This window comes from Nocardioides alcanivorans (assembly GCF_021555175.1).
GTDB classification, from domain to species: domain Bacteria; phylum Actinomycetota; class Actinomycetes; order Propionibacteriales; family Nocardioidaceae; genus Nocardioides; species Nocardioides alcanivorans.
Window position 1 is genome coordinate 35,597 of sequence record NZ_JAKGRW010000031.1, and the last position, 25,211, is coordinate 60,807.

Below are 25,211 nucleotides of genomic sequence, written 5' to 3' on the forward strand. Positions count from 1 at the left end.
GCGAGCGCGCGGCCTGTCGGGAGTCCCGAGGACCTCGGGACCAAGGTCCCTTGGATCCGGGCTCCCGGACCCTGATCCTGACGCGTCCGCGAGACGACGATGGAGTGGACAGCAAGGGACAACCCCCACAGCTGTCGGACATCCCGTCCAGATCGCGAACTCACGCCGGTGACCCCGTGCGTGAGAGAGGAAGGCACAGATGAAGAAGCACACCAAGGGCGCCCTCGCCGCCGGTACCGCCGCCGTCCTGCTGCTCGGCGGAGCCGGTTCGCTCGCCTACTGGAGCGACAGCGCCGCCGTCGGTGGAAGCGACATCGCCACCGGTCACCTGTCCCTGAGCGATGCCAGTTCCACCGGCTGGGTGCACGCAGACGGCGAGCTCGCCGGCCAGGACGTCACCTCGATCGTCCCCGGCGACTCGATCAGCCAGGAGTTCACCTTCACCATCAATGCCTCCGGTGACAATCTCGCCGCCGAGCTCACCACACCGGAGAGTGTCGAGGCGGAGATCGGCGGCGACGCCACCCCGACCACACTGGAACTCCCGGTGAGCGCCACCTACACGATCGATGGCTCCCCGCCCCGGCGACCATCTCCGAGGCCAACGACGGCGACGTGGTCACCGTCGTGGTCGAGGTCGACTTCCCGTTCGGTGACGTCGACACGGTCAACGCCAACGACACCCAGGACCTGGTCGCATCGTTGGACGACCTCACCGTCCAGCTCACCCAGCTCCAGCCGGGCGCCTGAACACGGACGCCAGGACGATGAGGAAGCAGGTCGGGCGCATCCTCGCCTGGTCATGGGTGGTGGCCACGACCGCGGTGCTGGTCGTCGCGGTCGTGGTGCCCCGGCTGGCGGGCGCGACGCCCTACACCGTGGTGACCGGCTCGATGCGCCCCGGCCTGCCTCCCGGCACCCTCGCAGTGGTCCGGCCGACCCCGGTCGAGGAGATCGGGATCGGCGACGTCATCACCTATCAGCTCGAGTCGGGCAAGGAGACCGTGGTCACCCACCGGGTGGTCGCCGTGGGCCTCGACGCCACCGGCACCCGGTGCTGCGCACGCAGGGTGACGCCAACCCGGCCCCCGACTCGCAGTGGGTGCGACCGGTGCAGGTGCGCGGCGAACTCTGGTACGCCGTGCCTCACCTCGGGCGGGTCAACAACCTGCTCGGCCCCGACCAACGCCAGGTGGCCGTGTTCGGCATCGCCGCCCTCCTGCTCGGCTACGCGGCGTTGATGGCGATCGGCTCCGTTCGGGACGGAGCACGGCGTCGGCGGACCGGCGAGGCAACCCCTCGATGACCGAGCTCGAACGCAGTGGACGAAAGAACGGAGAGGAAGCAGATGCAACGACGCGCACACCGGTCACCCTCTGAACGGAGCTCCGGCGGTCGGATCCGGGCGGTGCTCAGCCTCGGCCTGTTGCTCGGCGTCGCCCAGATGGGCACGTTGGCCGCCTGGACCGACAGCGCCACGGTCACCAGTGGTTCCTTCGCCACCGGCACCCTCGACCTCCGAGTCGGCGAGGCCTCCGCCGACCAGCTCGGCGGGCAGGGCGGCTCGTGGCAGCACGCCAGCCTCACCCTCTCCGACCTGGCTCCGGGGAGAGCATCGCCCAGATGCTCACGATTGGGAACGCCGGCTCGATCCCTCTCACCTGGCAGGGGTCGGTGTCGACCGCCACCGATGCCCTCTCCGGGGCGAACGGACTCCGGATCACCATGGTGCGCAACCCGACCGGGGTGACGAACACCGGCGGTCACGGCAACAATGACCGGATCGGCAGCTGTGAGGGCGGCACCCCCACGGCGCTCACCGACACCCCGATCGACACCAGCGCGACGGCCCTCCCGACCGCGGCGGCAATCCTCGCCTCGGGAGGCACCGCCAGCTTCTGCGTAGTCGTGGGGCTCTCCCCCGACGCACCCAACTCGATGCAGTCGAAGTCGACCACGCTGGCCTTCTCCATCGAGGCGGAGCAGTGATGAGCGCCCGGCGAGCACTGCGCGAGGTGGCCCTCACCTCGGGCGCAGTCCTGGGCGTGCTGTGCGCGATCGTCGCACTGGCCTCGCCCCTCCTCGGTGCGCACCTGCTGGTCTTCAAGTCGGGATCGATGGGACCCGACATGGACACCGGAGCACTCGCGGTCTCCCACACCGTCGACGCCTCCGAGGTCGCGGTCGGTGACGTCGTCAGCGTGGTCGACAGCGACGGCCGCAGGATCACGCACCGCGTCACCGACGTGACAGCCGACGGCAACCAGGTGCTGCTCACCCTCCAGGGCGACGCCAATGCACAACCCGACTCCGAGCCCTACCCGGTCACCGAGGTCGACCGGGTCGTGTGGCACGTCAACCAATGGGGCCATGTCGTCGACGCACTCTCGTCGCCGTACGCCGTCTTCATCGCCGGTGCCGGGGCCGCGGGGCTGCTGGTGCTCACCTTCCGGCGCCGGTCGAGCGGTGGTGCCGACACTCGCACCACGCGGACCGCCACGGTGACCGACAAGAAGCCGGTCGCCGCTGGCATCGCTCTGGGCTCGGTGGCGCTCGCGCTGCTGACCGCCGGCACCGCCTTGGGCGGCTCGACGGTCAACTCCACCCTGGCGGCCTTCAGCGACACGGCGACCGTCACCGCTCCTGCCTCCGCACTCACCGTGCCGGCACCGGCGTCGATCGACTGCACCAACGGCGAGATCTTCAGTGGCCGCGTCTATCTCGGGTGGCCGGCCGTGACCGGTACGCCGGCCGGCTATCGCTATCTGCTGGTGAGCTACTCGACCGATCCGTCGGATCCGATCAGCACCCATGTCGTCGACACGCCTCCCAACGGCAACGGCAAGGTGGTCACCACGCTCCCTCGCAGCGACTTCCCCGGTCCGGGGGACTACCGGGTCACCGTCCTCGGCTCGTTGGACGGTACCGACTGGAGCTCGTCCACCGGCAGCACCCTCACCGTGCGTGCCGGGCAGCTCGGCCACGAGATCAGCTGCTGAGCGGCCGAGAGCTCCTCACAGCAATCCCACAGGGTTCGCACAGAGAACATCGAGGGTGAAGGCATCAGACTGGCTCCATGAGCGAACAGCTGACCCGGCCCGACGGGAGCCCCTTGCGGGTGCTGGTGGTGGACGACGAGGTCAACATCGCCGAACTCGTGGCGATGGCGCTGCGCCTCGAGGGCTGGGAGGTCAAGATGGCCCACACCGGCACCGACGCGGTGGCGACGGCTCGCGACTTCCGTCCCGACGCCGTGGCGCTCGACATGATGCTGCCCGACTTCGACGGCCTCGAGGTGTTGCGCCGGCTGCGGGCCCACCGTGACGGCGTACCCGTCGTCTTCCTCACCGCGAAGGATGCGGTGGAGGACCGCATCGCCGGGCTCACCGCCGGCGGCGACGACTACGTGACCAAACCGTTCAGTCTCGAGGAGCTCGTCGCCCGACTCCGTGGCCTGATGCGTCGCACTGGGGCCGGCACCACGCTCAGCACCGCCACCCTCGTGGTGGGCGACCTCACGCTCGACGAGGAGAGCCACGAGGTCTTCCGGGCCGGTGCGGAGATCAAGCTGACGGCAACCGAGTTCGAGCTGCTCCGCTACCTCATGCGCAACCCCCGTCGGGTGCTCTCCAAGGCCCAGATCCTCGACCGGGTGTGGGAGTACGACTTCGGCGGTCAGGCCAACGTCGTGGAGCTCTACATCTCCTACCTCCGCAAGAAGATCGATGCCGGTCGCGATCCGATGATCCACACCATGCGCGGCGCGGGCTACGTCCTGAAGCCGGCCTAGAGCGATGAAGCGCGCCTCGTCACTGACCTCGCGGCTCACGATCACCGTGGTGCTGCTGGTCGCCCTCGTCTGTGTCGCCATCGTCTCGCTCACCACCGTGGCGATGCGCAACCAGCTCACCGAGCAGCTCGACCAGGACGTCGCGGCCACCCTCCAGCGCGTGGAACGCGCCGCCGGCGACCAGCACTTCCCCGCCTCCCTCCCCCGGACGACCGCCCCTTCGGCGACATCCCGCGCCAGTCCGTCGACTCCCTCATGGTGGTGATCGACGAGTCGGGCAGCAGTGGCGAGGTGCTCACCGCAACCTCCAGCACGAGCCTGTCCAGCGAGGCGCTGGACGTGCTCACGGAGGTCGAGGGCAACGAGACGGTCACCGTCGACGTGCCCGGACACGGGTCCTACCGCGTCCGGGCCACCGAGCGCCACGGCACCCGCTACCTCGCCGGCCTGCCCACCGACGAGGTCGACCAGTCGGTCACCTGGCTCATCCGGTGGCAGCTCCTGCTCGCCGTCGGCGTGACCTCGCTGACCGGTTGCCTCGCCTTCGTGCTGGTACGGCGCCACCTGCGACCGCTGCGCGAGGTTGCGGAGACCGCCCACCGGGTGGCGGAGCTGCCGCTGGCCTCCGGGGCGATCGGCGTCACGGAGCGAGTGCCCGAACACCTCACCGACGAGACCACGGAGGTCGGACAGGTGGGCGGGGCACTCAACAGCCTGCTCAGCCACGTGGAGTCGTCGCTGGACGCCCGCCACCGCAGCGAGCAACAGGTGCGCCGGTTCGTCGCCGACGCCTCCCACGAGCTGCGCACCCCCTGGCCACCATCAAGGGCTACTCCGAGCTGTCGCGCCGAGCACCCGGCGACCCGGCCACGCAGGCCGCGGCACTGAACAAGGTCGAGACCGAGGCAGAGCGCATGTCGGGACTGGTCGAGGACCTGCTCCTCCTCGCCCGGCTCGACGCGGGCCGGCCGCTGCGCCACGAGCCCGTCGACGTCACCCGGCTCCTGATCGAATCGGTCTCCGACTCCCGCGTCCTCGGGCCTGCCCACCACTGGCGCCTTGATCTTCCGTCGGTGGCGGTCGAGGCGGTGGGCGACGAGGAGCGGCTGCGTCAGGTGGTGCGCAACCTGCTGGAGAACGCCCGCCGGCACACGCCCGAGGGCACGACGGTCGTGGTCTCCGCGCGGCGCGGAGCCACACCCACGACCCCCGTCGAGATCACCGTCACCGACGATGGCCCGGGCTTCGACCCCGCCCTGCTGCCGGTCGCCTTCGACCGGTTCACGCGCGGCGATGCCGCGCGCACCCGCGGCCAGGGCGGCGGATCCGGCCTCGGCCTCTCGATGGTGCGCGCGATCCTCACCGCCCAGGGCGGCACCGTCTCACTGGCCTCCCGTCCCGGCGAGACTCGACTCACCCTCCAGCTGCCCGCGGCCTGACCGGTCCGGTCAGCGCACCAGACCGAGCAACGCCGGCAACGACTCACTCAGCATGGTCAACACCTCGTCGCGGCTGACCCCGTCGGGCTCCTCCGCCCACCGGAGCACCAGCCCCTCGGCCATCGCCGCCCAAGCGTGCACCAGCAACCGGGTCTGCGGGGTGTCGGGAAGCATCAACCCGTGCGGATCCTCGATGAAGAGCCGGTCGGTCAGCACCGCGCGTGACTCCTGGTAGATCGCCCGCAGCGCTTCGTCGCCGCTGGCTGCCCCCGGACCAGGGACAGGTAGCCCTCGTGGTTGTCGACGACGTAGTCGAGGTAGGCCTCCATCGAGTGGGCCAGTCGTTCGAGCTGGTCCTCACCCGGCGGCGGGCTGGTGGCGTCGATGAGGTCATCGGCGGCGCGGCGTACGACGGCCTCGTGGAACTGCTGCTTGTTGCCGAAGTAGTGGTAGAGCAACCCGCGCGAGACCCCTGCCTCCTCCGACAACGTCTCGATGGAGAGCTGGTCGAGCGAGCGGGTCGCCAGGAGTCGCACCCCCAACTCCAGCAACTGTTCCCGGCGGGTCTCCGGGTCGAGTCGGACGCGTGGGGAGGAAGCCATGGCCCCACCTTACTGAACAATCGTCAATTGGGTCCTCCGATTCTATTGACGTTTGTTCAATACGTTCATTACCGTCGAGTCATGAGCACTCCAGTCCACGTGGACCACCTGGTCATCGGCGCCGGCTTCGGCGGCCTCGGCGCCGCCATCAAGCTCGACGAGATGGGCGAGCGCAACTTCCTCGTGATCGAGAAGGACGGCGGGATCGGCGGCACCTGGCGCGCCAACAGCTACCCGGGAGCCGCCTGCGACGTCCCCAGCCAGCTCTACTCCTTCTCCTTCGCCCCCAACCCCGACTGGTCGGCGTCCTTCTCCCCCAACCGGAGATCGAGGCCTACATCAACCGAGTCGCCGAGGAGTCCGGGACCCTGGACCGGTTCCGGTTCGACACCGCAGCCGAGGACGCCAGGTGGGACGAGGACGCGCAACAGTGGCGGGTCTCCCTCTCCGACGGCACCACGATCACTGCCACCACTCTCATCAGTGCGGCGGGCGGTCTCTCCGAGCCCAGGCTCCCCGACATCGCGGGCATCGAGGAGTTCGCGGGCGAGATCTTCCACTCCGCCCGGTGGAACCACGAGGCCGACCTCGCCGGCAAGCGGATCGCCGTGATCGGCACCGGCGCCTCGGCGATCCAGATCGTGCCCGAGCTCCAGAAGATCGCGGGGCACCTCGACGTCTACCAGCGCACCGCGCCGTGGATCATCCCCCGCAACGAGCACAAGTACTCCGAGCTCGAGAAGTTCGCCTTCCGCAACCTCCCGCTGGTTCAGAAGCTCTCGCGCACGGCGATCTACTGGGGACGCGAGACCTACGTGCCGGCGTTCACCAAGATCCCGAAGCTCGCCTTTCCCGCCAAGCAACTCGCCCTGCGCAACATTCGCCGGGGCATCAAGGACCCCGAGCTCCGCGCCAAGGTGACGCCCGACTACGAGATCGGCTGCAAGCGGATCCTGATCTCCAACCGCTACTACCCGGCCCTCGACGCCGACAACGTCGACCTCGTCACCGACGGCATCGCCCGCGTGACACCCACCTCGATCGTCAGCAACGACGGCACCGAGCGACCCATCGACGTCCTCGTCGTGGCCACCGGTTTCCACACCACCGAGCAGCCGATCGCCCAGCACGTGCACGGCCGCGGCGGTCAGTCGCTCGCCAAGGCGTGGGCCGACCACGGTCAGGTCGCCTACAAGGGCACGACGGTCCACGGGTTCCCCAACCTCTTCCAGATCGTCGGCCCCAACACCGGCCTGGGCCACTCGAGCATGGTCTTCATCATCGAGTCGCAGCTCGCCTACGTGACCGACGCGATCCGCACCATGCGTCGCGACGGTCTGGGCACCGTCGAACCGAAACGCGACCACCAGGACGCCTGGAACGCCGACCTCCAGCGCCGAATGCAGGACACCGTGTGGAACACCGGTGGATGCGCGAGCTGGTATCTCGACGAGCACGGACGCAACACCACCCTGTGGCCTCGCAGTACCTTCGTCTTCCGTCACCTGCTCTCCCGATTCGACGAGTCGGCGTACGACGTCACTCCCCTTCTGGACACCCCTGCCTCCAAGCGCACCGACGAGAAGAAGGTCCCGGCATGAAGTCACTCCACAACAAGGTCGTCGTGATCACCGGTGCCGGCAGCGGCATGGGGCGAGAGATGGCCCTGCTCGCCGCCGGCCGGGGCGCCCGCCTGGCCATCTCCGACTGGAACCCCGAGGGCCTGGCCGAGACGGTCTCGCTCCTCAAGGCCCAGGGGGACGTCGAGGTGCGCTCCGACGTCATCGACGTCGCCGACCGCGACACGATGGGCACCTGGGCGCAAGCGGTCGCCGATCAGTTCGGCACCGTCAACATGGTCATCAACAACGCCGGTGTCTCGATGACCGGCGACTTCGAGGAGATGACCTACGAGGAGTTCGACTGGATCGTCGGAGTCAACTTCAACGGAGTCGTCAACGGCACCAAGGAGTTCCTCCCCACCTGATCGCGTCCGGCGACGGCGCGCTGGTCAACCTCTCCAGCCTCTTCGGGCTGGTCTCCATGCCCGGCCAGTCTGCCTACAACGCCACGAAGTATGCGGTGCGTGGCTTCACCGAGTCGGTCCGCGAGGAGATGCTCGCCAACCGCCACCCGGTCAGCGTCACCTGCGTGCACCCCGGCGGCATCAAGACCGGCATCGCACGCAACGGCCGCAAGACCGCCAGCCAGGACGCCTCCTCGATCGACAAGATCTTCGACGAGAAGCTCGCCCGGATGGAACCGGCCAGGGCGGCGCGGATCATCCTCGACGCCGCCCAGTCCGGCAAGGCACGTCAGCTCGTCGGCATCGACGCCCACCTCATCCATCACTGGGCGAAGCTGACCGGTTCCTTCTACCAGGACATCGTGGCCTGGGGCTCGCGGCGAGTGATCCCCGCCAAGAAGGCGGAGATCACGAAGTAGCGCCGGCGGACACGTCGACCGGAACGCTGACCACCGGCTCCTCGAAGCGGCTCAGCCGCAGCGACACGTCCAACTGCCACCGTCCCGGGCCGGGCAGCACCGTGGTGAGCAACTGACCCTCCGCGACGGGACGCATCTCGCCGCCCACCCTGCGCTCACCCTGCCGCAGGACGAGCCGCGCCGGTGCCGCGAGCGGGACCCACGCTCCGGCACCGTCACGCACCTCGACCTCGACCTGGTTGGGGCCGACCGTCGCCGGCGCCATCCGGACCCGCACCACCAGGTCACCGACCTCGACGTGTCGCTCCACCAGGCTCGGCCCCGACCGAGCCGGCTCGAGGAGAGCTCGCCAAGCAGCCCGGTGGCCACCAGCACCGCGACCAGGAGGGCCGCCTCGACCCGCGTGATCCGGCTCAGGACCGTCGGACCGTCTCCTGCAGCACGCCGGGCGAGAGCGAGCCGATGGGCCAGTCCGAGCAGGACAGCCACGATGACGAGGCCGACCTTGAGGAGCAGCAGCCTCCCGTGCGCACTGGCGACCAGGGCATGCCAGGAACCGAGGATCTGAACGCTGAGCACCGTCCCGGAGACGGCGACCACCACCAGCGCGGCGAGAGCGCGCCGGGCGAAGCGTCGATAGCTGCTCAGCCGATCCACCGGTTCGAGCCCGCGCCCATCGAGGGCCAGGACGACCAGACCTCCCACCCACACCGCTGCCGCAGCCGCATGCACGACGTCGGCAGCTCCGCTCAGCCACGGATGGGCCGTCACCCTGCTGTGCCCCACTGCCGCGAGGCCGAGGAGGACGGCGAACCCTCCCCAGGACCGTCCCCAGGGCGCACCGGTGACGCAGAGCACCAGACCAGCGGCGAGCAGCACGACGGCGGCGACCTCGATCCCGACCCAGGCGCCCACATCGGCCCGGAGCACGAGAAGCCTCCCCAGGGCACTCCCAGCCGCTGTCACGGCGGCGCCGCAAAGCAGCGCGGTGCGGCGACGGCTTGGTGGCGCCAGTCCCCGGGACCAGGCCAGGCCGACGACGAGTACGGCGCCCACCAACACGAGCACGGCCAACAGGGAGCGCAGCTCGATCCCACCGTCATCGACCGCACGTGGTGGCACGAGCGCGGACTCCTCACCGACTGCGAAGGGCAGGGAGCCGCTGATGACGTGACCGTCCTGCGAGAGCACCCGCCAGGTCAGCACGTGCGTGCCCAGTTGGTCGGAGGCAGGCGCGTTCACCCGAAGCCGTCGCCCGCCGCCGGTCCCCTCGAGTTCCAGGGTCGTGCCGTCGGGCAGCAACAACGCATTCCCGCTCACCAACGCGACGTCCTCACTGAACTCCAGGACGAACGTGGTCGGTGCCGCCTCCAGCAAAGCACCAGCCGCAGGGTTCGACGCGATCAGCGCGGCATGCGCCTGCGCGGGAGCCGCAGCAGCAAACGTCAGGAACAGCGCAGTCAGCAGGCCGGTGATCCAGCGCACCCCGTGCTCAGCCTCTGCCGCGGGTCCGCGCGAGGGCGCCACCGGACAGGAGCAACGCGACCACGGCGAGTGCCGCGGTGGACCAGGTGAGCGACGACGTCACCGCTGCATCGGACTCCGCCCCCTCCGATGCGTCGTCCTGCGTGGTTGCCACGCCGACGGTCAGGACCGGTGCCGGCGACTCCAGGTCGTGTGGGTCCTGGCCCGACGCCGCGACCTGGGTCCACGCGGTCTCGCCCTCCTCGCACACCTGCACGGTCGGGAAGACCAGGTCGGTGCCTTCACGCTCGGGGAGCGTGAAGGCGAGCTGGACGGCATCGCGGATGCCGTCGGGCAGCGGTTCGCGGGCGGTGAAGGTCACGCTGGCGACACGTCCCGCGTCGTCGTGTCCGTGCTCCCCCGCCTCCTCGTCGGCGGCATCGGCGTGGGTGGTGGCGACCTCCCAAGCGGGGTGCCGCACCGGGGTGACGGAACTCAGCTCGGCAGGAATGTCGATGGTCAGCGCAGTCGTCGGCGACCCCGCACATCCGTGACCCACCGCGAAGCTGGCCACCACCGAGGAGCCCGGCGCGCTGTCGGTGCTGGTGACCCCCACATGCGCTGTGACAGGCGCAGCGAGGACGACCAGCGTGGCGCCGGTGACCAAGCTGGTCAGGGCCGCGCGCGGGCCGACGGAGACGGGAAGCATCGGGACTCGGGACATGGGGCACCTCGGATCTCGCAGGGGACATCGGGCCCCGGGAGTCTCGGGACCGCGGCCAGCCTTGGCCGGTGACGTTGCGCCGAGGTTGTGCCCAGATGTTGGCGCTGTGAACGGGCCGAGGTGCGGATGAACTGTGTGTCACCTCAAACGAGACCCGCCGGTCTCGTTTGAGGTGACCCGGTCTTCACCGAAGTCGCGATCGCAGCATCGACTGCGCAACAGGACCGAAAACCACCATTAACGCGAAGCGCTGATGGTCGAGGCCAAGAGAACCCGCAAATGCCTGTCGAGGAGTCCCATGATGCGTCCCTGTGTTCGCCGAGCCGTCGGCCCGATGATCGGCCTGACCCTGGCCGTCTCGGCCATGGCCGTGGCACCCGCCCACTCCACGAGTCCGACCGCTTCGATCGTCGGCCACGTCACCACCACCCCCATCGGAGGCAGCACTCCGTCGATATCCACCGGCCTCGACGTGTGGCTCTACACCGCCGACGGCGTCTTCGTGAAGGACACGGTGACCGACCCCGAGGGCGACTACACCTTCACCGGCCTGGACGCAGGTGACTACACGATCCGTTTCGAGAACCAGAACGAAGGCGTCGAGGAATGGTGGTGGAACGCCCCGAACATGGAGTCCTCAACGGCGCTCACACTCGGCAAGAGCCAGCAGGTTCGCGCTGACGCCCACATCACCGCCGTTGCCGAGAACCTGACCGCCCCCACCATCACGGGCACTGCGGCCGTCGGCACCACCCTGAGCGCCGCGAACGGCACGTGGTTCCCGTTGCTCTCCAGCGGCGGGATCAGCGTCACCCGCCAGTGGCTGCGCGATGGCAACCCGATCAGCGGCGCAACGGGGACGACCTACACCCTGACCAACGCCGACGCCGGCGCGGCCATCGCAGTGCGGATCATCGCCTCCCGCGACGGCATGCAGGAGCAAGCGGTCAGCGCTCCGACGGCACCGGTGACCGGGGGCACGACGGTCTCCGTCACCTCCGTCACCGCACCCGCCATCTCGGGGAGCGCGGTCATCGGGAGCACACTGACTGCCGACACCGGCGTCTGGCAACCGTCGAGCGCAACCGTCGCCCGACAGTGGCTGCGCAACGGCAACCCGATCAGCGGCGCAACCGGGACGACGTACGTCGTGACCGCCAGCGACGCGGGCGCCACGATCTCGTTGCGGGTCACCGCCAGCGCGCCCGGGCACACCAGCACGACTGTGACGTCCGCGGGCGTCACGGTCGGGAGCGTCGTCAGCCCACCGACGGTCGTCACGGCGCCGCGAGTGAGTGGCACGACGCGTGTCGGCGGCATGCTCACGGCATCCCCGGGCACCTGGTCGGCGACCCCCACGGCCACGTCGTACGCCTGGCTGCGCAACGGCTCCCCGATCGACGGCGCAACCGCCGCCACCTACCGGCCGACGCGAGCCGATGTGGGCCGCTCGCTCTCGGCACGCGTCACGGTGACCACCCCCGGCGGCACCGCGTCGGCAGGCTCGTCCGCCGTGAGGATCGCGAAGGCAGCTGGCTCCGCCAAGCTCAAGCTCAGTGGGAAGAAGGGAAGGATCAAGGCGACCTTCACGCTGACCAGTACCGGCGCCCGCTCCGGCAAGGTGACCTTCACCGTCAAGGCCGGCAAGAAGTCGGTGCGACGCATCGTGAAGCTGAAGGCAGGCACGGCCAAGGTGACTCTCACCAAGGTTCCGAAAGGCACGCGGAAGGTGGTGGCGAAGTTCGCCGGCAACCCCAGCACCTCGGCCACCAAGGTGGCGAAGAAGGCCAAGGTGCGCTGACCCGGACGACGGAGGCCACCCCGGTCTCATTTGAGGCGGACTGACAGTTAACTGATCGAGAGCCCCGGGGAACCTGGTTGAAACGGATCGGAAACTCTCGGGGATCTGCACGTTCATAGGTTCCTCTCAGCCTCGATGAACGGGGTTCGACCCCTCCGCGATCCGGGGGCGTCGTGACCATGAACAAGGGAGTGCATGTGAATGCATTGATGAACGCGCCCGGAGTGCGGAAGCTCCTCGTCATCCCTGCCGTCGGAGTGGCCGCCCTCGCGGTGGTCGTCTCGGCGAACTGGGGACAGCAGGCGGCCAGCGGTGCCGGGGACGGCGACGGCGACGGCAAATTCGCCGTGCTCGGCGACGGAAGCCTGCCGACCGCCAAGCCGGAGCTGGGGGCACCACGGGCACCGCTGTCGGCCGAGGAGACCGGGTACGCGATCCACCTCGCCACCACGGATGCCAGCATCCCGAAGGGCGCGACCAACGTGAAGGGCGAGCCCGGCATGGAGTTCCTCTATGCCGATCTCCCCGAGGACATCGACTCCACCGGACGCCAAGTGGTGGTGAACCTCTACGACTACACCGCCAACAGGGGCTATCAGCAAGTGGTCGACCTGGTCGGCGGCGCGGTCATCGCCTCGCAGAGCAGCGCCGGGCTGCAGGTTCCGACCTCGACCGACGAGGCGGACGTCGCCATGCAGGTCGCACTCGCCGAGACCGGTGAGGGCGCGGCGTTCAAGCAGGAGTTCGAGGCAGCCCAAGGCGTTCCGCTGCTCTCCCCGACCAGGTTGAGTACGTCGCCGGAACCTTCATCTTCGACGGCACCACCACCTCGGGGCAGGAGTGCGGCGAGGACCGCTGCGCCCAGCTGATGGTGCAGTCCGCGGACGGCGCGTTCCTCAGCACCTGGGACTTCGTGGTCAACCTGTCCGACAAGTCCATCGTCAAGTTCAAGTGAAGGGAGGCAGAGGAATGAAGACGTCCCAAGGAATGCGCCGCTTGGCAGGGCTCGCGGCGGCCACTCTGGTCGGCGGTTCCCTCGCAGTCATCGGCGCTGCAGCCACGGCCACGACCGCAAGTGCCGCGCCAGACACGCTGTCGTGTGACGACAGCTATGTCGAGAAGACCCTGGAGAACGGCGCCTCGTGGCGCATGTGCGCAAGGATCCACCCGCTCAAGGGCTTGATCCTGGAGAAGGTGGAGTACAAGCCGCCGACGGACCGCGAGTACGCCGGCTACAAGCGGGTCCTCGACTCGATCGGCATCGCCCAGCTCAACGTCCCCTACAACCACGGCGGCGTCCAGTACAACGACATCACGTCGTACGGGTTCGGCAAGCAGTACCTGATCGAGCAGAACGAGGCCACCTGCAGCGGCGACATGCACGATGTGCCGCAGTCCTTCACCTACCAGAGCCGACTGGTCGAGCGCACCATGAAGGGGATCTGCACCGACGAGGTCGGCACGGGTCTGGCGACCCACGCGCAGGAGACCCAGTTGGGTGGCGGCGTGCTGTACGCCGACCAGGGCACCGCACTCGAGGTCAGCGCGATCGCCAAGATCTCCTGGTACGAGTACCAGACCTCGATGAAGTTCGACGATCACGGCCAGATCGAGATCGGCCTCGGCGCCACCGGGGACATCGCCCCGGGTGCACCCGGCAGCCAGTTCTTCGGCACCAATCCCAAGGTGGGTTGGGACCTCGGGGGCGACAAGACCGCAGACGGCCAGGACACCTACGCGGGATCGCACTGGCACAACGCGATCTACAAGGTGGACTTCGGCATCGACGCGGGTGAGCGGCAGGAGGTCGAGCAGTGGAACTTCTCCTCCCCGGATCCGGTAGCCGCGCTCCGATCATCGAGAGCGAGACCGTCAAGCACGACGGGGCGTTCAGCGCCGTACCCAACGCGGACATGGACGAGCTCTCGTGGTTCCGCGTGCTCAATCCGAACTCCAAGAACCCGGACGGGCACGCACGTTCCTACGAGATCGTGAACCAGAACTACGCGAACAAGACGATCGCCGAGTTCACCCCGCACATCTCGTTCACCAACTACCGGGCCTGCCAGGAGTACGCCACCGCCAACCTCAACGCAGGATGCCCGGGCAAGTCCGTCCTGGACTACGTCGAGGAGGACACCCTCGAGCTCACCGATCCCGTGGCTTGGGTCAACGTCGGGTTCCACCACACCGACAAGGACGAGGACCAGAGCCCGATGCCGATCCACTGGCAGAAGTTCCAGATCGTCCCGCGTGACTTCTTCGCCCAGAAGCCGACCATCACCGAGGCTCGTTCCTGCGTCAACGGCCCCACGGGTGGCGCCGTGAACTCCACCACGCGTCCCTGCATCGCGACCAACACCGAGCTCCCGACCGTGTCGACGGACACCGAGGACCCGACCACCGGCACCACGCTGACCGCCACCCCGGGCGCCTGGAACGAAGCACGCACGACGTGGAACTACCAGTACCTCTGGTTCCGCGACGGTGAGCCGATCACGAGCCTCGACGAGGAGGGCAACGAGGTCGGCGCCACCGGTGAGACCTACGTGCTGACTGCCGCCGACCTGGGCAGCGACATCACCGTCAAGGTGACTGCGTCACGGACCGGCTACCCGTCGGGCACTGCCGAGTCCGAGGCCGTCGCCGTCTCCGGCGGTGCCGAGCCCGAGCCCGAGCCGGAGCCCGAGCCCGAGCCGGGTGCAGTGACCAGCAAGGTGAAGGCATCGGCCACCAAGGTCAAGGCTGGCAAGAAGCCGACGGTCACGGTCACCGTGAACGCGACCGGAGTGACTCCGACCGGCAAGGTCACCGTCACCCACAAGGGCAAGTTGGTCGGCAGCGGCAAGCTGAAGAACGGCACCGTGAAGTTCAAGTTGAAGGCCTTCTCCAAGAAGGGCAAGTACCAGGTCGCGGTCAGCTACGGCGGCTCCGGCAAGGTGCTCGGCTCCAGCAAGACGATCACCGTCAAGGTCAAGAAGAAGTGATCTGACCTCCACATCGATCGATTTCCGGTGGGGTCACGCGGCTGTCGCCTGACCCCACCGGACCCTGTTGTCCCGAAATTCCGGAGGCCCCATGTCCAGCCTGTGCATCCGTGTTCTCGCCGCCCTGCTGTGCTTCGAGCTCCTGGCCGGTTGCGGCCGGAGCGAACCCGAGCCGCAACGAGAGGTCGTCCAGGTCGGCGGCTGGAAGGCCGAGTCGCGCACCGTGAGCCGCCCGTGGGGCGTGGTCCCGATGGCACCGGAGATGGAGCGGGCCGAAACACCCGCGGCCGCAGACGCGCGGTTCATCCGCGACATGATCCCCCATCACGAGCAGGCCCTGCGGATGTCGCGGCAGGCGCTCTCCCACAACGACCTGGAGGAGCGGGTGAAGGCGGCGGCCACTTTCATCCGCGACGACCAGCGCAACGAGATCACCATCATGGCGAGCTGGCTCGATGCCTGGGGCGACGAGCTCCCCGCCGAGGACCCTGACCACGACCACACCGCCATGCCGGGCATGGTCCCCGAGCGACAGATCAGGGCGCTGGGAGACCTCGCCACGGCGGAGGCGGAGGTCGCGTTCCTGACGCTCATGGTCCAGCACCACCAGGGCGCCGTGCAGATGTCGCAGGACTACCTCGGCAACGCGGTCAACAGCTACACCCTGAGCAACGCCCGGCACGTGATCCGGGAGCAGCAGCAGGAGATCGCCTACATGAGGACCATCATCAACGACCTGTGCGCCACCGACACCGTCGCTGGCTGTCCGCAGTCATGACCGCCCCCGGCCCGGAACGCCCCAGACGCCGTTCGATGCGCCGTCGGCTGGTGCTCGCGCTCACGATGACGGTGGCCGGCCTACCGCTGGCGGCCGCTGCCTCCGGGTGGCGGGTCGTGGAGGTCACCTCCGACTCCATGGCTCCGGCCCTGCGCACCGGTGACCACGTGGTCGCGGCGCCGCTGCGCGGTGAACCGTCGGTGGGCGACATCGTGGTCTTCACGCCGCCGCACCACTGGCGTGCGGTGTTCCCGCGTTGGAGCAGCGGCGACCGGGTCCCCGAGCGCATGGTCAAGCGCGTCGTGGCGGAGGCAGGCGACCGGGTCGAGTGCTGCGCTGCAGACGGCAGCCTGCTCGTGAACGGCGAACGGATCGACGAACCGTACCTGGCCAGCGCGCCCGGTTCGGGAAACACTCCGACCTACCGAGTCGTCGTGCCGGATGGTCAGGTGTGGCTGCTCGGGGACAACCGCGACGTCTCGTTCGACTCGAGTGTGGTGGGCGCGCTCACCGGCGCAGGCAGCGTTCCCACGGAGTCGCTCACCGGCCGGGTCGTGGGACGCGGCTGACCCTCCGCTGCCGTCCGGGCCAGTGCCACGACCCGCTGCCCCAGCGTGAGGCCACTGTGGTCCTGCGCGTGCACCAGGTACTCCTGGTCGACCAGATGCTTGACGATCCGGTAGACCGTCGCCTTCGACATCGGGAGTTCCCGGACCAGCTGCCGTGACGTGACCCCCACACCCAGCTCGGCGACCTTCTCCAGGACGGCGAAGGCGCTGTCGACGGCCGCCGGCTGGCGTGCCAGGAACCGTTCTCCCGCAGCGGTGTCCCGGCCTTCTGGCTCCGGCATGTGCGGACCTCCCCTCACCTCGGCTCACCGAAGACTAGGCCCCACGCTGGTCGGCGATGTGACCTCGATGTGTCGTACGTATTTCGGCATGGAGGACGCCGACGGACTGCTCCGCGCGGTCGGGGTGGACAGCACGCGAACAGGCACCACCGCTTCTCTCGGTGTTGCGCGACGGAGTGGCCGCGTTCTACGCGTATCGTCGCGACTCGTGCGAGTCGGAACCCCGGTGGAGATCCGGATGACCAAGTGGCGGCAGTTGCCGCACTGGACGTTCTCCGGCACCTATCTCGGCAGCGACCAGCACGGCGACTGGATCGGCCTCCCCACCGGCACCCACTACGAGCGCCCCGGGGCGGCGTACGACTCCCCGTCCGCCTCGGTCACCCTGGTCCCCGCCCCTGATGCCGACGAGCGCGGCTGGCTCGCCGCCTTCCACGCGGCCGGCCACCGGCTTCCGGGGTTCACCGCCGCGATCGAGGTGTACGTCGACATCACCACTCCGCCCAAGTGGCAGGGGCGGGTGCTCACCTCCGTCGACCTGGACCTGGACGTGGTCCGCGGCTCGTCGGGGCGGGTCTGGGTCGACGACGAGGACGAGTTCGCCGAGCACCGGCACACCCTCGACTACCCGGACGTCGTGGTCGCCCACGCCGGCATCAACTGCGACCTGGTGCAGCAACTGGTCAGTGACCGCGTCGCACCGTTCGACGGCCGCACGCATCTTCCTTGGCTGGCACAGGTCAGCTGACGCCGTCCTCGGCCGGACGACGACGCCTGCGTCCCGAACGCAGCTTCAGCGGGCCGACCAGCCGCGGACCGGAGAGTCGCGTCTCCAGCTTGCGGGCCTCACGCTTGAGCGGCTGAGCGATGTACTCGCCGAGGATCACACCAGCCGCGATCGCCAGTGCCACCGAGGCGGCGGTGATGATGGCGAGCAGCCCGCGTGAGGTGTGGGCGTCTCCCTCGGAGAGCAGGGAGAGACCGCGATAGATCGACAGCCCGGGCAGCAGCGGGACGACGGCCGAGACCACCACGACGAGCGGAGGCACCTTCACCGCACCCGCAGCGGCGTACGCCACGAGCCCGACGAAGAAGGCAGCACAACCAGCCGCCCAAGGGCGCCCGAACCCGGCCAGCTGCACATAGTTGGTGATGAGGATGGCGATTGCCGCGATCACGGCGATCGGCGCAAGCACTCGTTTGGGCGAGTAGCAGGCGAAGGCGAACGCCGAGGCCGCGATGGCTGCCCCGAGCGCCAGCACCGGCCACGACTCCAGGCCGAAGGCGCCCGGGTTGAGCCGGCCGACCTCCACCCCGAGCACACCGCCCACACCGAGCCCCCGGTCACGCCCGCGATGATGCCGGCGGTCGAGAGGAACGCCTCGGTCATGCGGGCGCCGGCCGTGATGTAGAAGCCGGTGAGCGCGTCCTGCAGACCACCCATGAAACCGATCCCGGAGAGCAGCATGATGATGTTGGCGGTGACCACCAGCGACGGATCGACGTCCCACTCGGCAGCAGCCGCCCCGACCGCCAGCATCGTCGCGATCCCGCCACCGACCACCTGGAGATAGAAGGTCGGCAGCCGGCGCCGTTGCATCGCTGCCTGGACCCGGTCGATGAGCACCGCGGAGAGGAAGGCGATCGAGCAGACGATCCACTCGCCGCCCAGCATGAAGGCGACGCCCCCACACATCACGCCCCAGCCGGCGGTGATGGCGTAGCGGTGGCGGATGTGGCCCGACGAGGTCAGCCGGGCCACTTCGCTGCGGGCCTCCTCGAGGTCCATCCGATCCGCCAGGAGGTCGCGGACCAGGTGGTCGATGCGGGTGAGGTCCTCGTAGTCGATGTCACGCTGCTTGACCGTGCGGATCTGGGTGAGCGGCAGGTCGTCGGGCGAGGCCTGGTAGCCGATCGACAAGGTGGTGAAGGTGACGTCGACCGCCGCCGTGCGCAGGCCGAAGTGGTAGGCCACGGCCTGCATGGTCGCGGTGACATCAGCAGCTCCCGCGCCGTTGTCGAGCAGGAGCTCCCCGATCCGGAGGCTGAGGTCCATGACAGCGGGTGCCGACCGCTCTGCTTCCGTCATGGAACTCATCGTTGCAGACGAGTGATGTGCCACGCTGGGCACGTGCAGATCGATTTCCACGGGTCTCCCCGTCCCACGCTCGGCGTCGAGTGGGAGTTCGCGCTGGTCGATCGCCGGACCCGCGATCTCGTCAACGGTGCCGATGCGCTGATCGAGCGGGCGCTACCCCGGTTGGCACATCCTGAGCGGCTCCACCGCGAGCTGCTGCGCAACACCGTCGAGCTGGTGACCGGGGTGTGCGACACCGTCGGCGAGGCCATCGAGCAGCTGCGCGAGAGCCTCGACGTCGTCGTCCCTGCTGCCGACGAGCTCGGCATGGACCTCTTCGGCGCAGGCACGCACCCCTTCGCCGCGTGGTCGGCCCAGCAGCTGACGCCCGGACAGCGCTACGAGGAGCTGATCAACCGCACCCAGTGGTGGGGGCGGCAGATGCTGATCTGGGGCGTGCACGTGCACGTCGGACTGCCGGAGCGTGACCGGGTGCTGCCGATCATGTCGTCACTGCTCAACCAGTATCCCCACCTGCAGGCACTCTCCGCCTCCTCGCCCGTGTGGGCCGGCACCGACACTGGCTATGCGTCGAACCGGGCGCTGATGTTCCAACAGCTCCCCACCGCCGGCTTGCCCTTCCAGTTCCAGAGATGGGCGGAGTTCGAGTCGTTCGCCCACGACCAGCTCACCACTGGTGTCATCGAGGAGCTCACCGAGATCCGCTGGGACATCCGGCCCGCACCCCACCACGGCACGCTGGAGAACCGGGTCTGCGACGGCGTCTCCACCATCACCGAACTCACGGCACTGGTCGCACTCATGCACTGTCTGGTGGTCGACCTCGACGAGCGGCTCGCCGCCGGCGAGACGTTGCCGGTGCTGCCGCCGTGGCACGTGCAGGAGAACAAGTGGCGCGCCGCCCGCTACGGCCTCGATGCGATCATCATCCTCGACGCCGACAACAACGAGCGCCTGATGACCGATGACCTCGCCGACCTGTTGGAGCGACTCACACCTGTCGCCCGTCGCCTCGGTTGCGAGGACGAGCTGCGTACCGTCGCCGACATCCCGCGGCGCGGTGCCTCCTACCAGCGCCAGCGGGCCGTGGCCGCGATCCACGACGGCGACCTCGTCGCCGTCGTCGACTCCGTGGTCCGCGAACTCGTCCACGACCGCCGAGACGACAGTTCCAGTCCGTCGACCTGACGGTTGTGGGTCGCGCGACCGCCTCCACGCCTCGCCTGACATAGCCGGGTGCTCGACAACGACGGCCCGCGGGGTGAAGATGCGGCAACCGACAACCAGGGGGACGCGTGGCCACACCGATCGATCCGACCTCGACCGCCTTCCTCCTGGCCGAGAGTCGCAAGGCACCGCTCCACGTGGGCGGGTTGCAGCTCTTCGAGCCGCCCGAAGGCGCCGGCCCCGGATTCGTCGGTGACCTCTACCGCCAGATGCAGCAGGTGGAGGAGTTCGAGCCGATCTTCCTCAAGCGTCCGCACCGGTCGGTGACCACGGCCGGTCAGTACTTCTGGATCGAGGACCAGGAGTTCGACCTCGAGCACCACTTGCGCCACAGCGCCTTGCCGCAACCCGGACGGATCCGCGAGCTCCTCGACCTCTGCTCCCGCCTCCACGGGACCCGCCTGGCCACCGAACGCCCACTGTGGGAAGCCCACGTGATCGAAGGGCTCGCCGACGGCCGGGCCGCCCTCTACACGAAGCTCCATCATGCGCTCGTCGATGGCGTCTCGGCGATGCGACTGCTGCAGAGCGTGCTCAGCAGCGACCCCGATGCCCGCGAGATGCCGGCACCGTGGGCACTGCGCAAGCGTCGACGTACCAAGGACGACGCCAACCTCGCCGACGTCCCGATCAAGGCACTCCGCACGGCCCTCGGCATCAGCGCCGACGCGGCCGGGCTGCCGAGGGCGCTGGTGACCACGCTGAGCCGTGGACTGCGCAACGAGAGTGCCTCTCTGGCGCTCTACGCACCCAGGACGATCCTCAACCAGGACATCACCGCCGCCCGCCGCTTCGCCGCTCAGGACTGGCCGACCGAACGTCTGCGCGCCGTCGGCAAGGCAACCGGTGCCACGATCAACGACGTGCTGCTGGCCATGTGCGGCGGGGCGCTGCGGCGCTACCTCATCGAGTTGGACGCGTTGCCCGAGACCAGCTTGGTCGCGATGTGCCCGGTCGGCCTCAACGCCAAGGAGGCCGGCAGCGCGTCGACGACGGGCGGCAACGCGCTCGGGACGGTCATGGTGCGGCTGGGCACCGACGAGGCCGACCCCGGCGCGCGCTTGCGCACCATCCACCACTCGATGCTCGAGGGCAAGGCCGCACTCGGCAGCATGACCCCGACCCAGATCCTGGCGATGAGCGCGATCGGGATGGCTCCGGCAGTGCTCACCCCGCTGTTGGGCCTGCAGGGGCACGTGCGGCCACCCTTCAACGTCATCATCTCCAACGTGCCGGGCCCGCGCGTGCCGCAGTACTTCAACGGCGCCAGGCTGGTCGGCATGTATCCACTGTCGGTCCCGATGCCCGGCCTCGCGCTCAACATCACCACGACGTCGTACGCCGGCACCATGGGTTTCGGACTCACCGGCTGTCGGCGCACCCTGCCCCACCTGCAGCGACTGCTGATCCACCTCGAGGACGAGCTCGCTGCACTGGAATCGGCGGCGGGCGTCAGCTGAGCTCGGACGCGGGCTCGTGGACGATGACCTCGAGCGTCTCCCCGAACCGTTGCGCAACCGCCCGCAACCGTGCCTGCGTGATGTCGCTGACCGCGAGCAGCCCAGCTCCGTGGGCGTTGCTGCCCGGCCGCGTCGGCTCGGGGATGTTGACCGAGACCGACCGGCGCTCGCCGCCGTCGTCGGCGTTGGCGAGCGCGACCGCATGTGCGGTGGTGCCGCTGCCGGCGAAGAAGTCGAGCACGTGGGCATCGTTGGGGAAGCAGTCGAGCACCCGCCGCACCAGCCCGGTGGGCTTCGGGCTCTCGAAGACGTGACCGACGATCTCCTTGAGCTCGGCGACAGCGGTGTCGGTGGAGCCGATCTCCTCGGCCAGCCAGATGGTGCGCAACTTCTTGCGACGGCCGGGGTGCAGCCAGTCGCGTTGGTAGATGTCGACGCGATCGCCGAGCTTGCCCTTGACGGTGCGGCAGACCAGGTCGCCGGGCCGGGAGTCGACGAGCGGCGCCGACCAGCGCCAGACGGCTGGCTTCCCGTCGCCGAAGACCGGGAGCACCTCGCGAGCCCCGGCGAAGGGCCGGGTCGCCACGTGTCCGGACTCCGGGTCGCCCCACAACGGGTAGTGCAGGGTACGAGCGGTCACGGGGTTGAACTTCTTGTTGGTGTTGCGCAGCGGCAGCAGCCGGTGGCGACGGCCGTCGTCGGCAATCCGGGGAAGTCGGACTCCAGCACCGTGTGGGCCGAGGTGGCGTCCAGCCGGCACGCCTCGATGTCGCGAGCGAACACCAGCAGGTATTCGTGGGACGTGGCGAACCACGGGCCCAGCTGCCGGCCCTTCGCGTTGAGGTTGACCACGATCTGCGCGATGAACTGTTCCTCACCGAAGACCTCGTCGAGCAGCAGCCGCAGGTGCGCCATCTCGTTGTCGTCGATGGAGATGAAGAGGGCACCGTGGTCGGCGAGCACCCGCCGCGCCTCGACCAGTCGAGGTCGCATCATCTCGACCCAGGCAGCATGCCTGCCCGCGCCCGCACCGTGCCGGTCGCGGTAGGCGAAGTCGCTGCCGGTGTTGTAGGGCGGGTCGGTGTAGATCAGGTCGACGGATCCGTCGGGCAGCGTCTGCAGGACGGGCAGGTTGTCGCCGACGTGCAACGTGTGAACGGCGTGGTTCATCGCAGGACCGGCGCCAGCTCGATGACGTGCCACGTCGTGCCGTCGTGCTCCAGCTTCATCAGGTAGCGCTCATTGCCGCCCTCGCGATACTCCGGGTCGGCACCTTCCGACGCCACGATCGCCTCCGGCCGGCGCAGCACCTCCAGCCCGAGCTCAGCCTGCTTGTCGGGCAGGCCCGGCTGGGCCACCACTCGCTGCAGCAACCAGCCCTCGCCCGTGACATGGCCCCCGGTCTCGGTGAGTCCGTCGATGCCGTCCGCCATCCGGCGGCAGGTGACGCAGTCGGGTCCGCTCTCCCGCAGCCACTCGCCCGTACCGCGCGCGACCGCTTGGTTGAGCAGCTCGACCCAGTGCGCCGCATAGGCCTTGGCTCCGGCCGGGGTGGCGCTCCGCGCCCCACGCAGTACGCCGACTCGAGGCTGCGGCACGTCGGTTGCGGTGGCGGCATCGCTCGATCCCGCCGACACCTGGCCGTGCTCGTCCCCGGGCCCGTCTCCCCCGGGTCGTCGCTGCACCCGGCAACTCCTGCCCCGAGGCAGAGCGCCGCGACCGTGGCCGTGATGCGGGCGAGCAGCCCCCAGCTGCTTCGGGATCGGGCTCCGACTCGGTTCGGCACGACGGTCAGCCTAGACCGACGTGCTTCAGCCCTCCTCGCACCACGTTGCCGACCCCCGGAGATCGTCCAGCCGGTCGTCGACCCAGCCCTTGGCCTTGCGGAGGTCGTCACGCACCTCGTCGGTGAGATCGGGTGCGCGGGTGTCGTCGATCGCCATCTCGTGGTGTCCGGACGCCACGGCCGCCACGTTGTGCTGACTCGTGGAGCCCGACGCGTAGTAGCTCGTGTGCCCGCGCACCTCCGTCAGCCCCAGGTCGTCGTGACCGGCCGTGTCGAGCTGGCGCACCCCATCGAGGTAGGAGAGGTCGCGACCGAACCACCCCGAGTCGGCGACCAGGTCACCCTTGGCCTCGAGATTGTGCACGTGCCCGTGCGGCACCTTGAGCTCGGCGACGTCGTCGACACCGGTGCCGGGCGAGCCGAGCGCCACGAAGTCGTCGACACCGGTGCCGTGCTGCAGCGCATGGCTCGATGCCAAGGAGCCGTAGGAGTGTCCGGCCACCGTCAGGTGGGGATCCTCGGCCCGCGTCACGTCGAGGCTGTTGAGGAAGTCGGCGTAGCCCGGTCCGGCATCACGGGCGACGTCGTCGGTCACCGTCTGTTGCAGTCCCCTGACGATCTCGGGGAGTCCTCTCCCGTCGAGTTGTGGCGCCTCGTAGCCCATCGACACGATGGCCGCATGGGTGGTGGCATCGACGTCTTCGCCTGCCTGCGCGGAGAGATCGGCAGCCACGTCGAGCAGGTCCCGCGCCTCCTCGACCTTGTCGCCGAGGTTGCGGCTGGGCTGGGAGTTGACGCCCGGGACGAGGGTCGTGACGTGCACCGCCCTGTCGACCCGTCCCAGCCCGATGTCGGTGGTGACGTGACGGCGCCCGTTGATGTCGAGCGAGAGCAGGGAAGTGCCCGGACCGCTGATCACCTTGCTGATCGCGGCCAGGTCCTGCAGCTTGTGGAGCAGCGTGTTCGGAGCCTCGACAGGCTCGTCGGTCAGCATCCGTCGGACGGCGGTGCGCCTGCTGCTCTCGCACCACTTGTCCAGCAGCTCCTCTCGGCCAGCGGAAGATATCGCCGGTTGGCCTCGTCGCGTCGCGCTAGCGGGATGCCGTTGGTGTTGCCGATCAGCTGGGGCTGCTCCTCGATGAGTCGCCGGCGCTCCCCGCGGGCAGGCTCCGCCACCAGCCGAAGACCTCTCCCGGTGCACCGAGGTGGGCATCGGCAGCACGTCGCGCCGGGCCGCCTCCCTGCCGGCGACCACGGCCTCGGCCAACGACCCGTTGCCGCCGTCGACGAGGCTGAGGCCGCCATGGGGAGCACCTGGGCGAGCTCGGCGTCCGCGTGGTCGGCAGCGCGCAGACCCTCCCGATCCGCTTCGGTCAGCTCCTCCCGGTGACGCACTCGGTCATCGGCCACCGCTGGGTCGGGATCGGGGACAGCAGGGTCGAGCACGACACCCGACACCTCGTCGACGTGGAACCCATGGGCCCGCGCCTCGGCGGCCGGCGTCGCCACGCACGTCGGGCACTGCCGGCGGCGTGGCACGCCAGCGCCAGCGCCCGCGCCACCGCGGCCACCTCGGCGACGGAGTCGTTGAGCCGGTTGGCGAGAACCCGGTGGGTGCGCGCCGCCGCCACGGCATCGTCGCCTGTCAGCTCGACGGTGGCCGCCCTGCCTCCAGGTCACTGCCCAGATCGACCAGGTCACGCCGAGCGGTGACACCACGCCTGCCGGGTCATCGAGCAGCGCCAGTGAAGCGGCACTTT

At 69.2% G+C, this 25,211-nt stretch carries 30 protein-coding genes and 4 pseudogenes; 22 read left to right on the top strand and 12 right to left on the bottom strand.

The window, feature by feature from the left end; translation table 11 throughout:
* Nucleotides 1–199 precede the first annotated feature (199 nt).
* The 10 genes and pseudogenes from L1066_RS28790 to L1066_RS16190 all read left to right on the top strand — a co-directional run.
* Nucleotides 200–523 (top strand): annotated as a pseudogene (locus L1066_RS28790) (alternate-type signal peptide domain-containing protein); the annotation flags it as partial.
* 92 nt (nucleotides 524–615) lie between these two features.
* On the top strand, nucleotides 616–750 hold the full coding sequence (locus L1066_RS26885) for a hypothetical protein (RefSeq protein WP_283095467.1): 135 nt from the start codon (nucleotides 616–618) through the stop codon (nucleotides 748–750).
* Between the two features lie 17 nt (nucleotides 751–767).
* Entirely contained in the window at nucleotides 768–1,241 is a 474-nt protein-coding gene (locus tag L1066_RS16155) for a S26 family signal peptidase (RefSeq protein WP_235737294.1), read from the top strand.
* A 203-nt stretch (nucleotides 1,242–1,444) separates the two neighbouring features.
* Nucleotides 1,445–1,750 (top strand): SipW-dependent-type signal peptide-containing protein, encoded by a 306-nt coding sequence (locus L1066_RS28795; protein WP_376707694.1) that lies wholly within the window; start codon nucleotides 1,445–1,447, stop codon nucleotides 1,748–1,750.
* Nucleotides 1,726–1,989 carry a hypothetical protein gene (locus tag L1066_RS16165; protein WP_376707692.1) on the top strand — a complete coding sequence of 88 codons (264 nt, stop codon included), beginning with the start codon at nucleotides 1,726–1,728 and terminating at the stop codon, nucleotides 1,987–1,989. Before L1066_RS28795 ends, L1066_RS16165 begins: the two co-directional genes overlap by 25 nt.
* On the top strand, nucleotides 1,989–2,999 hold the full coding sequence (locus L1066_RS16170; protein WP_235737297.1) for a signal peptidase I: 1,011 nt from the start codon (nucleotides 1,989–1,991) through the stop codon (nucleotides 2,997–2,999). Before L1066_RS16165 ends, L1066_RS16170 begins: the two co-directional genes overlap by 1 nt.
* Before the next feature lie 77 nt (nucleotides 3,000–3,076).
* A complete protein-coding gene (locus L1066_RS16175; protein WP_283095468.1) occupies nucleotides 3,077–3,790 on the top strand; it encodes a response regulator transcription factor in 714 nt (237 codons plus the stop codon).
* Between the two features lie 4 nt (nucleotides 3,791–3,794).
* Nucleotides 3,795–4,055: a hypothetical protein gene (locus L1066_RS16180; RefSeq protein ID WP_235737298.1), complete on the top strand. Its 261-nt coding sequence runs from the start codon at nucleotides 3,795–3,797 to the stop codon at nucleotides 4,053–4,055.
* Nucleotides 4,046–4,678, top strand: a complete 633-nt coding sequence (locus L1066_RS16185; RefSeq protein WP_235737299.1) for a HAMP domain-containing protein — start codon at nucleotides 4,046–4,048, stop codon at nucleotides 4,676–4,678. Before L1066_RS16180 ends, L1066_RS16185 begins: the two co-directional genes overlap by 10 nt.
* Nucleotides 4,630–5,229 carry a sensor histidine kinase gene (locus L1066_RS16190; RefSeq protein WP_235737325.1) on the top strand — a complete coding sequence of 200 codons (600 nt, stop codon included), beginning with the start codon at nucleotides 4,630–4,632 and terminating at the stop codon, nucleotides 5,227–5,229. Before L1066_RS16185 ends, L1066_RS16190 begins: the two co-directional genes overlap by 49 nt.
* Nucleotides 5,230–5,238: 9 nt before the next feature.
* Here the strand turns inward: L1066_RS16190 and L1066_RS16195 are convergent, their stop codons facing one another.
* Nucleotides 5,239–5,445, bottom strand: coding sequence for a hypothetical protein (locus tag L1066_RS16195; RefSeq protein WP_235737300.1), 207 nt, complete (start codon nucleotides 5,443–5,445; stop codon nucleotides 5,239–5,241).
* A complete protein-coding gene (locus L1066_RS16200) occupies nucleotides 5,439–5,831 on the bottom strand; it encodes a TetR/AcrR family transcriptional regulator (RefSeq protein ID WP_235737301.1) in 393 nt (130 codons plus the stop codon). The genes L1066_RS16195 and L1066_RS16200 overlap by 7 nt, the downstream gene beginning before the upstream one ends.
* Nucleotides 5,832–5,993: 162 nt before the next feature.
* On the opposite strand from L1066_RS16200, the pseudogene L1066_RS16205 reads away from it, so the two are divergent.
* The 3 genes and pseudogenes from L1066_RS16205 to L1066_RS16215 form a co-directional block, all read left to right on the top strand.
* A pseudogene (locus L1066_RS16205) lies at nucleotides 5,994–6,077 on the top strand (hypothetical protein); the annotation flags it as partial.
* 122 nt (nucleotides 6,078–6,199) lie between these two features.
* A complete protein-coding gene (locus tag L1066_RS16210) occupies nucleotides 6,200–7,432 on the top strand; it encodes a flavin-containing monooxygenase (protein WP_235737326.1) in 1,233 nt (410 codons plus the stop codon).
* 59 nt (nucleotides 7,433–7,491) lie between these two features.
* Nucleotides 7,492–8,276: pseudogene (locus tag L1066_RS16215) on the top strand (SDR family NAD(P)-dependent oxidoreductase).
* A 51-nt stretch (nucleotides 8,277–8,327) separates the two neighbouring features.
* Here L1066_RS16215 and L1066_RS16220 read toward each other — a convergent pair.
* On the bottom strand, nucleotides 8,328–9,761 hold the full coding sequence (locus L1066_RS16220) for a copper resistance CopC/CopD family protein (RefSeq protein WP_235737302.1): 1,434 nt from the start codon (nucleotides 9,759–9,761) through the stop codon (nucleotides 8,328–8,330).
* 7 nt (nucleotides 9,762–9,768) lie between these two features.
* Entirely contained in the window at nucleotides 9,769–10,464 is a 696-nt protein-coding gene (locus L1066_RS16225; protein ID WP_235737303.1) for a YcnI family copper-binding membrane protein, read from the bottom strand.
* A 298-nt stretch (nucleotides 10,465–10,762) separates the two neighbouring features.
* On the opposite strand from L1066_RS16225, the gene L1066_RS16230 reads away from it, so the two are divergent.
* From L1066_RS16230 to lepB, 6 genes are all read left to right on the top strand, one after another.
* Nucleotides 10,763–12,265 carry an SdrD B-like domain-containing protein gene (locus L1066_RS16230; RefSeq protein WP_235737304.1) on the top strand — a complete coding sequence of 501 codons (1,503 nt, stop codon included), beginning with the start codon at nucleotides 10,763–10,765 and terminating at the stop codon, nucleotides 12,263–12,265.
* Between the two features lie 179 nt (nucleotides 12,266–12,444).
* Nucleotides 12,445–13,134: a hypothetical protein gene (locus L1066_RS16235; RefSeq protein WP_235737305.1), complete on the top strand. Its 690-nt coding sequence runs from the start codon at nucleotides 12,445–12,447 to the stop codon at nucleotides 13,132–13,134.
* Between the two features lie 100 nt (nucleotides 13,135–13,234).
* Entirely contained in the window at nucleotides 13,235–14,260 is a 1,026-nt protein-coding gene (locus tag L1066_RS26890; protein ID WP_283095469.1) for a copper amine oxidase, read from the top strand.
* Nucleotides 14,179–15,252 carry a copper amine oxidase gene (locus L1066_RS16240; RefSeq protein ID WP_283095473.1) on the top strand — a complete coding sequence of 358 codons (1,074 nt, stop codon included), beginning with the start codon at nucleotides 14,179–14,181 and terminating at the stop codon, nucleotides 15,250–15,252. The genes L1066_RS26890 and L1066_RS16240 overlap by 82 nt, the downstream gene beginning before the upstream one ends.
* Before the next feature lie 91 nt (nucleotides 15,253–15,343).
* On the top strand, nucleotides 15,344–16,030 hold the full coding sequence (locus L1066_RS16245) for a DUF305 domain-containing protein (RefSeq protein WP_235737307.1): 687 nt from the start codon (nucleotides 15,344–15,346) through the stop codon (nucleotides 16,028–16,030).
* Between the two features lie 35 nt (nucleotides 16,031–16,065).
* Nucleotides 16,066–16,599 (top strand): signal peptidase I, encoded by a 534-nt coding sequence (gene lepB, locus L1066_RS16250; RefSeq protein WP_235737308.1) that lies wholly within the window; start codon nucleotides 16,066–16,068, stop codon nucleotides 16,597–16,599.
* Nucleotides 16,600–16,682: 83 nt separating this feature from the next.
* On the opposite strand, the pseudogene L1066_RS28800 reads toward lepB, so the two are convergent.
* Nucleotides 16,683–16,880, bottom strand: a pseudogene (locus L1066_RS28800) (helix-turn-helix domain-containing protein); the annotation flags it as partial.
* A 238-nt stretch (nucleotides 16,881–17,118) separates the two neighbouring features.
* On the opposite strand from L1066_RS28800, the gene L1066_RS16255 reads away from it, so the two are divergent.
* Nucleotides 17,119–17,628, top strand: a complete 510-nt coding sequence (locus tag L1066_RS16255) for a DUF402 domain-containing protein (RefSeq protein ID WP_235737309.1) — start codon at nucleotides 17,119–17,121, stop codon at nucleotides 17,626–17,628.
* On the opposite strand, the gene L1066_RS16260 is transcribed toward L1066_RS16255, so the two are convergent.
* Complete coding sequence (locus L1066_RS16260) at nucleotides 17,621–18,142, bottom strand: threonine/serine exporter family protein (protein WP_376707693.1); 522 nt, start codon at nucleotides 18,140–18,142, stop codon at nucleotides 17,621–17,623. The two genes, L1066_RS16255 and L1066_RS16260, sit on opposite strands and share 8 nt — an antisense overlap.
* Nucleotides 18,055–18,969 (bottom strand): threonine/serine exporter family protein, encoded by a 915-nt coding sequence (locus tag L1066_RS16265; RefSeq protein WP_235737311.1) that lies wholly within the window; start codon nucleotides 18,967–18,969, stop codon nucleotides 18,055–18,057. The genes L1066_RS16260 and L1066_RS16265 overlap by 88 nt, the downstream gene beginning before the upstream one ends.
* A gap of 42 nt (nucleotides 18,970–19,011) precedes the next feature.
* Here L1066_RS16265 and L1066_RS16270 point away from each other — a divergent pair, with 42 nt between their 5' ends.
* Nucleotides 19,012–20,166: a glutamate--cysteine ligase gene (locus tag L1066_RS16270; RefSeq protein WP_235737312.1), complete on the top strand. Its 1,155-nt coding sequence runs from the start codon at nucleotides 19,012–19,014 to the stop codon at nucleotides 20,164–20,166.
* 107 nt (nucleotides 20,167–20,273) lie between these two features.
* Nucleotides 20,274–21,665, top strand: coding sequence for a WS/DGAT/MGAT family O-acyltransferase (locus L1066_RS16275; RefSeq protein WP_235737313.1), 1,392 nt, complete (start codon nucleotides 20,274–20,276; stop codon nucleotides 21,663–21,665).
* Here L1066_RS16275 and L1066_RS27905 read toward each other — a convergent pair.
* The 5 genes from L1066_RS27905 to L1066_RS16300 all read right to left on the bottom strand — a co-directional run.
* Nucleotides 21,658–22,305, bottom strand: a complete 648-nt coding sequence (locus tag L1066_RS27905; protein ID WP_235737314.1) for a DNA methyltransferase — start codon at nucleotides 22,303–22,305, stop codon at nucleotides 21,658–21,660. The genes L1066_RS16275 and L1066_RS27905 overlap by 8 nt on opposite strands.
* Nucleotides 22,302–22,835 (bottom strand): DNA methyltransferase, encoded by a 534-nt coding sequence (locus L1066_RS16285; protein WP_235737315.1) that lies wholly within the window; start codon nucleotides 22,833–22,835, stop codon nucleotides 22,302–22,304. Before L1066_RS16285 ends, L1066_RS27905 begins: the two co-directional genes overlap by 4 nt.
* Entirely contained in the window at nucleotides 22,832–23,350 is a 519-nt protein-coding gene (locus L1066_RS16290; RefSeq protein WP_235737316.1) for a DUF6318 family protein, read from the bottom strand. The genes L1066_RS16285 and L1066_RS16290 overlap by 4 nt, the downstream gene beginning before the upstream one ends.
* Nucleotides 23,351–23,476: 126 nt before the next feature.
* Nucleotides 23,477–24,445 (bottom strand): alpha/beta hydrolase, encoded by a 969-nt coding sequence (locus L1066_RS16295; RefSeq protein ID WP_235737317.1) that lies wholly within the window; start codon nucleotides 24,443–24,445, stop codon nucleotides 23,477–23,479.
* Nucleotides 24,439–25,211: hypothetical protein (locus tag L1066_RS16300; protein WP_235737318.1), on the bottom strand; the 773-nt coding region annotated here is incomplete at its 5' end. The genes L1066_RS16300 and L1066_RS16295, both read right to left, overlap by 7 nt.